The organism is Lutispora sp., assembly GCF_041687175.1.
In the GTDB taxonomy this organism is placed as follows: Bacteria; Bacillota; Clostridia; order Lutisporales; family Lutisporaceae; genus Lutispora.
In genome coordinates this window covers 1-13,355 of sequence record NZ_JAWLCK010000012.1, presented here as the reverse complement: position 1 = coordinate 13,355, position 13,355 = coordinate 1, and the positions used below count along the sequence as shown (strand labels likewise).

14 protein-coding genes are annotated in these 13,355 nt (G+C 36.7%); all 14 read right to left on the bottom strand.

The window, feature by feature from the left end; translation table 11 throughout:
• Window positions 1–2: 2 nt before the first annotated feature.
• The gene (locus tag ACESM9_RS03615; protein ID WP_372995384.1) at window positions 3–191 is read right to left on the bottom strand and encodes an aspartyl-phosphate phosphatase Spo0E family protein; all 189 of its coding nucleotides are present in this window, start codon (window positions 189–191) and stop codon (window positions 3–5) included.
• A gap of 12 nt (window positions 192–203) precedes the next feature.
• A complete protein-coding gene (locus ACESM9_RS03610; RefSeq protein WP_372995382.1) occupies window positions 204–803 on the bottom strand; it encodes a TetR/AcrR family transcriptional regulator in 600 nt (199 codons plus the stop codon).
• Between the two features lie 206 nt (window positions 804–1,009).
• Window positions 1,010–1,465 carry a response regulator gene (locus tag ACESM9_RS03605; RefSeq protein WP_372995380.1) on the bottom strand — a complete coding sequence of 152 codons (456 nt, stop codon included), beginning with the start codon at window positions 1,463–1,465 and terminating at the stop codon, window positions 1,010–1,012.
• Window positions 1,462–3,012 (bottom strand): PAS domain-containing sensor histidine kinase, encoded by a 1,551-nt coding sequence (locus ACESM9_RS03600; protein ID WP_372995379.1) that lies wholly within the window; start codon window positions 3,010–3,012, stop codon window positions 1,462–1,464. The genes ACESM9_RS03605 and ACESM9_RS03600 overlap by 4 nt, the downstream gene beginning before the upstream one ends.
• Window positions 3,013–3,131: 119 nt before the next feature.
• Entirely contained in the window at window positions 3,132–3,881 is a 750-nt protein-coding gene (locus ACESM9_RS03595) for a 4Fe-4S binding protein (protein WP_372995377.1), read from the bottom strand.
• Between the two features lie 172 nt (window positions 3,882–4,053).
• A complete protein-coding gene (locus ACESM9_RS03590; protein WP_372995375.1) occupies window positions 4,054–6,051 on the bottom strand; it encodes an ABC transporter permease in 1,998 nt (665 codons plus the stop codon).
• A complete protein-coding gene (locus ACESM9_RS03585; protein WP_372995373.1) occupies window positions 6,048–6,731 on the bottom strand; it encodes an ABC transporter ATP-binding protein in 684 nt (227 codons plus the stop codon). The genes ACESM9_RS03590 and ACESM9_RS03585 overlap by 4 nt, the downstream gene beginning before the upstream one ends.
• Before the next feature lie 114 nt (window positions 6,732–6,845).
• Window positions 6,846–7,877, bottom strand: a complete 1,032-nt coding sequence (locus tag ACESM9_RS03580; protein WP_372995371.1) for a D-alanyl-D-alanine carboxypeptidase family protein — start codon at window positions 7,875–7,877, stop codon at window positions 6,846–6,848.
• Between the two features lie 93 nt (window positions 7,878–7,970).
• The gene (gene vanS, locus ACESM9_RS03575) at window positions 7,971–9,107 is read right to left on the bottom strand and encodes a vancomycin resistance histidine kinase VanS (protein WP_372995369.1); all 1,137 of its coding nucleotides are present in this window, start codon (window positions 9,105–9,107) and stop codon (window positions 7,971–7,973) included.
• A complete protein-coding gene (gene vanR, locus ACESM9_RS03570) occupies window positions 9,085–9,783 on the bottom strand; it encodes a VanR-ABDEGLN family response regulator transcription factor (protein ID WP_372995367.1) in 699 nt (232 codons plus the stop codon). Before vanR ends, vanS begins: the two co-directional genes overlap by 23 nt.
• 187 nt (window positions 9,784–9,970) lie before the next feature.
• On the bottom strand, window positions 9,971–10,429 hold the full coding sequence (locus ACESM9_RS03565; RefSeq protein ID WP_372995365.1) for a threonine/serine exporter family protein: 459 nt from the start codon (window positions 10,427–10,429) through the stop codon (window positions 9,971–9,973).
• Between the two features lie 23 nt (window positions 10,430–10,452).
• The gene (locus ACESM9_RS03560; RefSeq protein ID WP_372995363.1) at window positions 10,453–11,292 is read right to left on the bottom strand and encodes a threonine/serine exporter family protein; all 840 of its coding nucleotides are present in this window, start codon (window positions 11,290–11,292) and stop codon (window positions 10,453–10,455) included.
• Between the two features lie 8 nt (window positions 11,293–11,300).
• Window positions 11,301–12,476, bottom strand: a complete 1,176-nt coding sequence (locus ACESM9_RS03555) for a M20 family metallopeptidase (protein WP_372995361.1) — start codon at window positions 12,474–12,476, stop codon at window positions 11,301–11,303.
• An 18-nt stretch (window positions 12,477–12,494) separates the two neighbouring features.
• Window positions 12,495–13,355 (bottom strand): MFS transporter (locus ACESM9_RS03550; protein ID WP_372995359.1); only part of this gene is annotated, 861 nt, incomplete at its 5' end.

Genomic DNA, 13,355 nt, shown 5'->3' with positions numbered 1-13,355 from the left:
TTCTATACCCCTTTATTCTTCATATATTTTACCAGAAGTGTATCCATATATTGACTCAACTCCACTATTTCATCGTCAAAACCATTTGAATATCTACTTTCTATAATGTCATGTAATGCTTGTCTGGTTTTTTCAATCTCAGATTTTATATCACTGCTCATATCATTATCATCTATAGGCTCTTTCATCATGTCATAACCCCCTCACACGGAATTAGACATACTACAGTTCCAGAACCTTAACCATGAATTATCAATTTCTCTATCTTCCTTTCTAATATTGCTAATGATTATTTCAATCAATTGTCCTCTTTCAAATGTCTTATACTCATGGACATAATCTTTTAAGTCCCTATCGTATGGTAAAATGTTCCTTTCTATGCATTGTATAATAATCTCTTCTATTACTCTATCTTCTTTATTTGACCATTCTCTATACTTATCTCTAATAGTGGCTGCAACATCTTCCGGAGGAAAAAGGTGATATCTGAGTAAAAATTTCATCTTTATAATATTTTCCGAGTAATATTCCATTAATCTTTTATAGAGAAAATATAACTTCATACTTGGCGATATATTATGTTTAAGTTCTACAACATTGTTTAAGACATTTATCTTATCCTCCCAGACTTCATCATATATACTGAAAAATAAATCCTCTTTAGACTTGTAATAAAAATATAAGGAAGATGGCTTTATGTCTACTTCTTCACAGATATCCCTTATATTTGTCGCTTCATAACCTACTTCGACAAACAATCTAAACGCCACATAGCGTATCATATCATTTGTTTTATTTGACATTTCTCATCCCCCCTATCATTTTTACCTACCGAATGTTTGTTAGGTTAATTATACTACTATCCTTTATTTGACACAATATCCTTTGATATACATATTTTATACATTTTTTGCATATTATTAGTTCAATATTGATTTGCTTTCTTGGCATTTGGATAAGGTAAATGTATAAGTATGACAAAATAAGAAAAGCTCCCATTGGAAGCTTTTCATTTTATCCCTAGTCTCTTTTCCAATATGCTATACAAATAGTTAATATCATAGGGCTTTGCTATATAATCATCCATTCCTGCTTGAATACATTTATCTCTATCTTCTCTCATAGCATAGGCAGTAACAGCTATAATAGGCATATGTTTTTTATCAAATTCTTTTCGAATCATCTCAGTAATCTTATATCCATTCATCCCCTGCATTTGTATATCCATAAGAATCAGATCTATGTTATGGCTTCTTAGCACTTCAAGTGCTTCTTTACCATTGTACGCCGAAATCAAATCATATCCCTTACGACTTAGTATCCCCTGCATAACCTCATGATCAATAAGGTTGTCATCGATATATAGTATGGTTTTTCTGTTATTAAAATTATCAGCTTTTCTATCTATGCTATTGCTGCCAAAACACTGGAGATCTTGATTATTAACCTCAGCTGACAGTTTCATTTACAAATAAAGTAAAATGAGCTTCCTACCCCTACTTCGCTTTCATAACTTATGGTTCCACCCATTTCCTCAGCCAGCCTTTTTGCTATGGATAAACCTAAACCAACACCCATATACTTTTTTTCATTTGATAAATCTCCCTGTTCAAAATTATCAAATATCTTATCTTTTAACTCGCCATCTACGCCAATACCAGAATCTATGACTGCAAACCTTACTTTTTGAAAACTGCTATCGCTGCATATCAGCTCTGCCCGCAAAGTAATATAACCCTCATCAGTATACTTAACTGCATTGTTAGTCAAGTTGGTAAGTATCTGTTTTAGTCTCATTTCATCGCCTATGACTTTCGTTTGAATCTTTGGGTCAAAATAAAAACCTATCTCTAATCCTTTTGAACTGCCTTGCAACAACAGGTTATTGTAAATAGTGTTTATTGTTATGAACAAATCATAAGGCTTATTCTCTATTTTGAGCTTGCCCGCTTCAATTTTTGAAATATCAAGTATATCGTTTATTATAGCTACTAATAAATCTGTAGACTCTTTCATTCTGTTGACATATCTTCTTTGCTCTTCATTTAGTAAAGTCAATTCTAATAGTTGCAGCATACCAATAATACCATTTATCGGAGTCCTTATCTCATGGCTCATGTTTGCCAAAAAATTAGATTTTGCTTTATTTGCAGCTTCCGCTTCTTTCTTTAGCTGCTCTAATTGTTTACATTTTTCTTTTAACTCCTGCTCAATTAATTTTCTGTCTGTAATATCTTCGTTTGTTCCTATCATTCGCATTGGTTTTCCATCTTCTGACCATTGGACTACCCTTCCCTTTGTCCTCAACCATTTATATTGACCTGTTTTGCACTTAATACGATATTCAACTATATAATCTTCACCCTCAAATTGCTTATGGAATTTTTCTAATACATAAGGTAAGTCCTCATGATGAATCAATTTTTTCCACGAATCACATGAATCACTTATTTCCTGCTCTTCATATCCAAGAATCCTTTTCCAATTGTTATAATGATAAATTTCATCTGTTATCAAATTCATATCCCAGATTCCAAATTGACCACCTTCAAGAGCGAGCCTTGCTATTTTTTCATATTCAGCTAATTTCTTTTCAAGTCTTATCTTATCAGATATATCTTTATAGATAGCTATTGCGCCAATAAACTCTTTATCTGAATCATATATAGGAGATATGGATATTGATACTTCTATATTTTTTCCTTCTTTAGAAACTCTAACAGTTTCAAAGTTCTCAATCACTTTTCCTCGTTTAACAGCTTCCCTCTCATTTGCTGATTCGGCTAATTTATCCTCAGGTATAAGGATGCTTACATTCTTGCCAATTATCTCTTCTTCACTAAATCCAAATTTCTCTTTTGCTCCTTTACTCCATAAATATACTTCAAAATCCTTCGTCAAACCTATAATTGCATCGTCAAAAACATCCAATGAAATTGAAAATAATTTCTCGGATTCTTTTCCATTAACCGAGCATTCTATTTGGTTGATGAATTGTCCATCATTATTCATATATATCCCCTTTCTTGCTGGATATACAATTTATTACTTATATTTCTACAATATACAGGCAATTCCTTTAATAAAAAATTATATTGTAAACTATTAATCTGACATCCTATTTTTTACTGCTATGATACCTTTTCTGTTTCATTACCATTCTTAAGAGATAGAATTCCCGCAGGACAATTCGCTACACAAGTAGAACATTTTATGCAATTTATATTATCAAACTTATTTTCATTAGAAAACTCCAGATAAGGTGCCAGTTGAAAAGGACAAACTTTAGCACACTTACCACATTTATAACATTTTTCCTGGCTTGATATTGTAATCTTCTTCTCAGTCTTTTTAGTAATACCAATAGCCTTTCCTAGTTTATATGCTAATTTCTGCAATGTTCCCATAGGACAAAATTGGCACCAGGTTCGTGGATTTATAAGTGTTGCTAGTATACCGCCTACAATCAATACTATCAAATAGGTACTGGAAAAAAGGTAACCTAGTTTATCAAAGAAATCATAAGTCCCCCAATATCGAGATACGCTAAGTATTCTCCTCATAAAGTTCACCATGAAGATTGCAAAGAATCCAATTATCATCACCTTAGATTTAAATAAGTCAGGTATTTTTTTATTCCTGGTTACAGGTAGTATAATCGTATCAAACAGGCTTCCATGGGGACAAAAGTTTCCACACCAATATCTCCCATTAAAAAATGCTGTGATTGTTAATCCAGCCATAATAAGAACAACAGTTAAACCTAGTTTTGGTTCCCATTGGCCACCTATAGCTATCAATACTGTTATTATCCATCCATATTTTCTAATATGACTAAAAGCACGATTTGTTTTAATATAATAGTTGTTCGATTTTTCCATAAGAGCCTCCTTGAAAGTGAATAATTCAAATAAATAATTGCATAAATTTATACCCCTACGGGGTATATAATTAGTATACTAAAAAGCTTACAATTTGTAAATATATATATTAAAAACCGTCAAGGTTGATTTCCCTTGACGGTTGTGTGCTTCATATTTCTAACCGCTTTTTTTATAACCTGTGTTCTGAACGTATGGTTTCAACGATATTATCATGACGTAGCTGTGACATTGAATACCGCATTGTGAACCATGTTATGGCAATCACACCGAGCGTGCATTGAACTATAGGCAACCATGGTATCGCGTAATCTAATTCTACGGGTGACGAAAAAGCGCGATAAAGTAAGTAGGACCCTAGTATACCAAGGGGTACTCCGATAATAAGGGATTTAGCCGAACATAGTATACTTTCAAGATTTAACATACGCCTTAGTCCTGCCGGTGTCATGCCAACGCAGCGCAAAGCTGCGAACTCACGGCCACGGGAGCGTACATTGGTGGATATGGTACTGATTACATTAGTCAGCCCAATCAGTGTCAGCATTGTAATGAAGCCATATATAAACACCATAATCAAACGGGTTATATCACGCATTGCAAAAGGTACTTCTTCATTATTTTTTACTTCTATATATTCCGAGCTTCCTTCAAATACAATTGATTCACGCAATATCTTTTTTGCATAGTCAGTAAAACCTCTCTTATCGGTTGCATTAACAAACCATGTGTAGCGCGTTGCGTCAAGCTGGGGAACAATAACCATAACATTACCTACATAAGTAGCTGCAATCTCATTGGGTACATGGCGGATATCAAGTTCACCACCTAAAGGCAATTCAACTATGGAATTATCATATTGATTTGTTAAGTATAAAGCTTTGGGGGTGAATACATATGGTGCAAATACAGATTTTCCAACACCATCGTCACCGGGTATTCGAGCATAATTTACAAGGATGTTTGAGCCAAGGGGAACACCCGCACGTTTACACAACTTTCTATAATTCTCAGCATCCGTGATGCATAAGGTAATTGGTAGCAAATATCCGTCTCTGGTAGGGGCATATCCGTTAGAGTTGAAAAACTCTATCATCTTGGATGACAGCATTTCCTCCGAAATGACTGTTTTATATGAATTATAACCGCCTTCCACCACATCATCTCCCATGCCGAACACGGTGGTATTTGGGTACTCACGTAATTTTCGGGTTATTTCGTCCGCAAGTACACTGTTTAACGTAGTATACTCATGCTCTGTTTTTTCACTCCTGCCGTAATCAAGTTTGGTTTCTTCCGGGCACAGAAATGTACATGCTAAATTTGCGTTTCCTACAGCTGGATAATACAACCGTGTGGTTTCTTTATATTGCACGCCGAAATATCCAGCGACAATCAACAGTATTACGCTCACGGTGAGCGACACAACTGTTGCCCGGAAATTTCGACTGCTTCGTTTCAGAGACTTATAAGCAAGCGTACCCTCAAAACCAAACAGCTTTCCAATGAGCCTTCCGCCACGGACATTTTTTGCTCTAATTTTAACCTCACCTATTCCTCGTATGGCGTCAATTGCGGACATATTTGCAGCCTTGCGGGCTGGAATCCATGCCGACATCCACACAGTCATAAATGATAGTATTATGGAAATTATTATCGCCTGCCATGCAATAATGAAATCAAAGTTGATTTGAAAGGTATTCCTCTTATTCGCTGCAGCGAGAAGATCATTCATGATTTGTATACCGATAAAATTAACGAGCAATCCTAACGCTATACCTATGGGAATACCGACTATTGCAAGTAATAAGCCTTCATGCATGATAATATCGGCTATCTGGCCTTTTGTAGCGCCGACGCTTTTTAGAATACCGAATTGCTTGATACGCTCTCCCGCGCTTATGCGGAAAGCGTTAGACACGACAATAACCGATGCGGCAATGATGATGGAACCGAATACAGCGCCTAAACCCAAAAGCATTTCATTATACATAGAGGTATAATAATTGCTTTCGCCCAATAGCCCCTTAAACATAATGTGGGCACTGGCGGCAAAACCAAAAACAGCAGTTATCATTGCCGTAGACAGCACTATTCCGATAAGGGTCAAAAAGGTGCGACTTCGGTTTGTTTTTAATTGGCTGTATGCCAATCCTGCTGTTAGCTTCATCTGCGCACCACCTCATCCCCGATGATTTGTCCATCGCTGACGGTAATGACCCGATCGGCTTGAATTGCTATTTTTTCGTCATGGGTGATAACAAGTAATGTTTGATTGTATCGCTTATTAGAAAGTTTCAAAAGGTCAATAATCTCTCTGCTTGATTTACTATCAAGGTTTCCCGTGGGTTCATCCGCGAGAATGAGCACGGGATCGTTGATTAGCGCCCTGCCGACAGACACGCGCTGCTGCTGTCCACCTGAAAGCTCGCTCGGTAAGTGTTTTGCCCTGTCAGTCAGCCCGATCGTTTCAAGTATTATCCTCAATTTATTGTCGTCCGGCTTTCGATTGTCTAAAAGACACGGCAACATGATGTTTTCTTCCGCCGTAAGTGTCGGAATGAGATTATAGAACTGATAAATAAGCCCTATATTACGGCGGCGAAAAATCGCAAGTGCGCTTTCGTTTTGCTTAAAAATTTCCTTGCCATCAATTATGACACTTCCCGACGTTGGGCGGTCAACGCCTCCGATTAAGTGCATAAGCGTTGATTTGCCTGAACCGGATGCGCCTACGATGGCTACAAATTCTCCTTTATCCACACTGAAACTCACGCCGCCTAAAGCTGTAACGGTTGTGTTGCCTTTGCCATATGTCTTTATCAAGTCTTTGACTTCTAAAATAGCCATTATTTGCCCTCCTAATTTTAATATGGGTAACTCCTTTTCATCTTATCGAAATCAGGCAGGTGATGTTGGAAATTTAACTTATCAGAAACTTAATAAATTCTTATTAAAAACTTATTATTTTCTTATGCTGTTGTATACGGCTAATGCATCGGTAATATTAAACTGTTCCGAATATTGACTTCCTTTTGCACCAGCAGTAACCAAAATATATTCTTGATTACCCACTTTGGCAATACTGGCGAGACATAGACCAGCTTCATCGGTATATCCAGTTTTTCCTCCTAGAATCTCACCTCCAATAATGTCTTGATCTCCAAGTGCTTCAAACATGGTACTGTAAAAGGTTATCCCGCCAGGGTGCTTATTCGTAGGTTGTGTGGAATGACGAGACGATGTAAAAATATCCCGGAAAGTATCTTTTTGCAAAGCATAGATAAGAAGAATAGAAAGATCTTTAACTGTTGTGTAGTGGTTTTCATCATGAAGTCCAGTGGTATTTTCAAAATGGGTGTTGCCCATGCCGAGAACAACTGCCTTTTGATTCATTAATTTTACAAAATTCTGCTCTGAGCCCGCTATGTGATCAGCAAGTGCAATACAGCACTCTGCACCACTCGGCAGCATTACTCCATATAACAGATCGATTGCCCTAACCCTCTCACCTGGTTTGAAACCTGCCATAGATGCATCTGCGCTGTATAGACCGTTAAAAGTATAATGGGTAAGTTCTATTTCTTCGTTAAGATCAGGTAAATTTTCTATCGCAATAATTGCTGTCATGATTTTAGTCATAGAAGCGGGATAGATTTTTTCTTCGCTATTTTTTTGCATCAGGATGGTATTATCTTTTAGACGAATCAGAATCGCATTAGTACTGTTCAGTTTGTTAGAAGATAAAGATATGGAAACAGAGTGATCAGTTTCTATCTTCGACGGAGGAACAGTTGTCATTCTATCGCCAGAAGAATCGGGAATTATCTTTATATATGAATTTAGCGAGGTTTCATCTTCATATTCCTTCTCAGATATTTGATGGTTTCCTGGAGTAATGATGGATCTGTAAGCAAAAGCAGCAAATACAACCATCAAAAGAACTAATACAAATATGCGTATTCCTGACTTTTTCTTTTTTATTTTTCGCACCATAATAAAACAGCTCCTTACTCTGTGATGATATTATTGAATCATAAAATAAGGAGCTATGTTTTAATTCTATCTTATAAACTTCTTAAGATTTTCTTATAACGGAAGCTTTACGGTAAATGTAGTATTTTCTGAGTTGCTATCCACAGAGATTGTTCCATCGTGAGCGTTGACAATTTCTTTGGCGATAGCTAAACCCAGCCCTGCTCCCCCAGTGTTTGTGGAACGTGCAGAATCTAACCGGTAAAATTTCTCAAAAATAGTTTCAAGCTTTGCCTGAGGGATTGGATTTCCCTGATTTGTAAAAGTTATAACAATATTATTGTCCTGCAGTTTAGCAGAAATTTCAATGACGCTATTTTCATAGCTATAGGCTATCGCATTTTTTAAAATGTTATTGAAAACACGGGCTAGCTTGTCTGCATCTCCCCACAGAGTAAGTCCGTCAGGCACATTGATTGACACCTGCTTACGTTGTGGAGTCAATATAGGATAGAATTCATCCGCCATCTGCTGGAGCATGAAAAGCAAATTTATTTTTTCTTTGTTCAAAACTATAGTTTGAAGATTAAACCTTGTGATCTCAAAGAACTCATTTATAAGCTGTTCTAATCGATAAGCTTTTTCCAAGGTAATACCGACATATTTTGCCTTCTGCTCAGGAGGCATGTCAGGAGCTTCATCCAGAAGACTCAAATATCCTATAACAGAGGTCAAAGGTGTCTTTAAATCATGAGCCAAGTAAACTACCAAATCATTTTTCCGCTGTTCTGCATCAAGTGCAGCTTTTTTTTGCTTCTCCAAATTGCTTTTTATTTGATTAAGCTTTTTCTCCATAAAATCCAATTCCGGCGATAATGTAATTTCATCATCGGATTCTTCCGTAAGTTTATCCATTCCAGTGCTGATTTCATCAAAATATCTTGTGAACCAAGAAATAGAAAATTTAAGCATAACAACTAAGAACATAAAGATAACAATAAGTGTAATAGCTTCTATGTTATTAAGAAATAGAAGATGAGTAATCGTTAAGGCTTGTCTTTTAGGTATATGAAATATATTCATTAGCATGTGGACTATGGTATCTCCAAAACTGAAGTTTTTTTGAATTACAAAACGTAAGGATAAAACAGTAGCAGCCGTGGCAAAAACAATAAGAAGCATTTGAAAAAATACTTTTCTTTTTAATTTGGAATAATCATTTTTTCTTTTACTTTTCAATTTTATAGCCAACCCCCCATACAGTTTTTATATATTTGGGGTGTTCAGCGTTATCGTGCATTTTTTCTCTTAAGTGCCGTATATGAACCATTACTGTATTATTGCTGTTGGTGAAATACTTATCTCCCCATACCTCATGAAACAATTCTTCTGAAGTAACCACCCGTCCCCGGTTAGAAGCCAACACCCATAGAATGGAAAACTCCGTGGGAGTTAAAGATAGAGGCCTTTCGTTCAATGTGCATTCATAAGTGTCCTTGTTTAAAACTAAACCCGCAAATGCGATAAACTTTTCCTCTCGTAATGGGTTAGAAGAATTGTATCTGGTAAATCTTCGCAGCTGTGCTTTAACACGAGCAACGAGCTCCAATGGACGGAATGGCTTGGTGATATAGTCGTCTGCACCTAATGTCAGACCGGTAATCTTATCGATTTCTTCATCCTTGGCTGTCAGCATGATAATGGGAAAATTATGCTTTTCCCGGATTTGCTGACAGATTGAGAAACCATCTGCATCGGGAAGCATGACATCTAAAATGGCAAGGTCTAGCTTTTCATTTTCAATACAGTTAAGGGCATCCTTACCGTTATAAAATTTGTATATTTCAAAACCTTCATTTTTTAAATAAACTTCAATCAGGTCCGCTATGGACTGCTCATCATCTACAATCAAAATATTGGTACTCATAAGTTCTATCCCTTCTTCCTGATAAAGCAATCATTATTATAGTAATTCAAAACTAAAATTAATTCCATGATAATTTTCTTATGAAAACCTTAAGATTTTATTAATATAGGCTTTAATTTATTTCCCATGCTAATATAAAGGACTGCCATGTGAAATTCTATCTTTTCACAGACAGTCCAATTACATTTTACAGTTTGTAAGTGTTTTTTTTCTTTCTTCTAAAAAATTCTTTATATTTTGCCTGGAACTGTATGGATGCCGTTACAAACATAATACCAAAAGCTATAGCTCCTGCATATGAAAGTGTTTCAATACCTTTGTTCAAGGCAGTTGAAAGATTTCCTGTTACAATATTTTCTACTACAAGATAAGCGGTTATCCCCGGAACTAATGGATACATGCCGGAGATTGAAAGAACAGATGCCGGAGTTTTTAATCTTCTTGCCATCATTTCACTATAAAATCCTATAGCAGCCGCACCAAAAAAAGTTGCAAGTACAGGCATGCCTGTTAGATAGGTGAGGGCTTTATATATTGTCCATCCTACTAATCCTGAAACTCCAGCCCACCCCAAAATTTTTTTCTCTGTGTTAAACAATATTGCCGGAAAAAAACTTCCGAAAAATGCCAATAATAACTCTTTCATGAAACCACCTCATATTATCAACCCTAGTGCAATCCTATTATAATCATAAGTCCTAATCCTACTCCTACTGCAACTACAACCAGCAAAGCTTCTCCTATCCTGGCAACACTGGAAACCAAATCACCCTTCAGGGCATCCTTAATGGCGCTTGTAATTGCAATCCCTGGAACCAATATCATAATAGACCCTGCAATGACTTTATCTATATTAACCAGAGGATATACTTCTTTTGCAAAAATAGCTAATGCTCCTGCAATAACTCCTGACACAAAAAGAGAAAAAAATTGAAAGAATCCAATCTTTGATATTCCGGAGTTTGCAAGATATATGACAGCGCTTATGGGAGCAGCTATCAGTGCATCTATGATTGTTCCTTTAAACAGCAGTGAATACACAGACGCTGTAAAGGCTGCAGCAATAAGCATTGATGATAAGTTGCGATATGGATACTCGCTTATTCTGTGCAACTCCCTTTCTGCTTCTTCAATTGAAATGCTCTCCTTATTGATCTTTCTAGAAAATGAATTGATCATTTCAATTCTGTGAAGATCTACAGTACGGTTTGTAATTCTCTTCATTAATGAAATTGCTTTTTTATCTTCGCCGTAGCCTGATATAAATATTCCTGTTGGCATGAAAAAGCATTCTGCATTAACTCCGTAGCTTTTGGAGATTATTCTTGCTGTATCTTCTGCTCTATATATTTCCGACCCGCTTTGCATCAGAATTTCTCCTGCCAAAAGAGCTAGTCGGAGTACCCTGTCAGTATCCATAAAGATTAATCCTCCTATCCTTATTACTTCTCCAAAGTGTTTGATTACTTCTAAATCTACAATAAGATGGAAGCCATATACAGCTTCCACTTATACAACTATTTATTGTTTTTCAACCAGTTAAATGCACACTGAGCATTAACTGCAGCACCTATAGGGAGTACATTTTCATCAAAGACTACCTTAGGATGATGCTGTGGGAATGCTCCCCTCTCGTCCTGGACTTTACAATTGAACTGAAAGTGGGCTGAAGGAATTCTTTCACTAATGAAAGCAAAGTCATCGGTTGGAGTGGCCCTGGAATCCTTTATTAAGGTAAAATCCTCTCCCATTTCATCTATATAACCAAGCATCTCATCAAGAAGTTCCGGATTTGTATAAAGGGATGGAACATCTGATAGCACCTCATATTCGAAGGATGCTCTATATGTTTTACAAGTTAGGTCTATAACCTCCTGCATTCTGTTGAGCAAATATTCCCGAAGTTCCTTACCGTAGGTTCTCATTGTTCCCTGAAGAACACAAGTATCAGGAATTATATTAGCTACAGTACCAGCTGCAAACTGGCCAAGTGTAATTATTGCATTATCAAATGCTGATACTTCTCTAGAAATTAGCTCCTGAAGTGCAAGATAAATATGTACGCCTACATTAATAGGATCAATTCCTTTCTCAGGCATAGCTCCGTGACAGCCTTTCCCCTTTATTGTTATTTTAAAACCATCAACTGAGGATAAAGTATAGCCATGCTGATAGCCAATGCTGCCAACCGGACCGTTCAACATAACATGCATTCCAAGGGCTGCATCCACCTTTGGATTTTCAAGGACACCGGCATCTATCATGGCCTTTGCACCTATAAAGTATTCTTCTCCAGGCTGAAACATCAGCTTGACGGTTCCTTCTATCTCATCCTCACGTTCCTTTAGCATTTTTGCTGCTCCAAGAAGTATAGTTGTATGAAGATCATGTCCGCAAGTATGAGCATATTGTGTTTTGGAAGCGAAATCCAGGCCGCTCTCCTCCCTCATGTCCAAGGCATCCATGTCCGCACGAAGGAGAATTGTCTTACCTGGTTTCTTTCCGCCAATTGTAGCAACAAGACCAGATTTTATTATTTCCTTTGGTTCTAATCCGATTTCAACAAGCTTTTCTTTTACGTACTTTGTAGTTAAGGGAAGCTCAGTCATTATTTCTGGAATAGAATGAAGCTCCCTTCTTGTTTGAACCAGCTCTTCCTTCAGCTCATTTGCTCTTTTCATAAAAATGTTCATTTATATTCCTCCAATCATTTATTTAGCCTTATAAACATTTGTTGCATTTGTTTCAGCGCTGAAGAAGGATAATAAGGCGCTAACAGCCACCAGTATAATTAATACAAGGTATGCCCTTTGATATCCAACTACTGGAGCATCCTTGAAGGCATCAATAATTCTGCCCATAATTACAGGTATTACAGCAGCTACAGCATAGCCTACGCAATTTACTACACTTGTTGCGATACCTGAATATCTTCTGTCATTAACTTCGTTTGCTACTGTCCAGCAAATTGTAAAGCATGACAGTGCGAATCCCATTATGAACAGAAATACTGTAAGTAGTGCTATCGTCAGCTTAACGTATATGAATATTATCCAGCAGATTAAAGTTGCTATGCTTAGGCTAACAATAACAATCTTTCTCTTCTTGATTTTATCTGAAATATATCCTATCACAAGACCGCTTACCATAGTACCAACAACCGCAGATATAATAAGGTTTGCGGCATCTATCTTAGATAATCCATAAAGTGCCATGATATATGATACTCCATAGGTACCCAGGAGTACAATATATCCGGTATACAAACCAGTATATACTAATGATATAATCCAGGTTTTTTTATTTGCCATAACCGACTTTAAGGCTTCACTAACTTTTATATCTGAAGCAGTTGCAGGTCTGCCTTCAAGTTCATCCATGCCCGGAAGGCCCATATCTGTAGGATCATCCCTGACTAGTATGGCTACTAATATAGCAAAAACTACCATGGCCAGTCCTAAATAAATGAATGTATTTCTCCATCCAAAGGTGCTTGCTGCTATAACAAGTGGAGTTTGAGCAAGTATTGCTCCAAGGTTTGCAGCTATTCCTGCGAATCCAACCATTAAAGC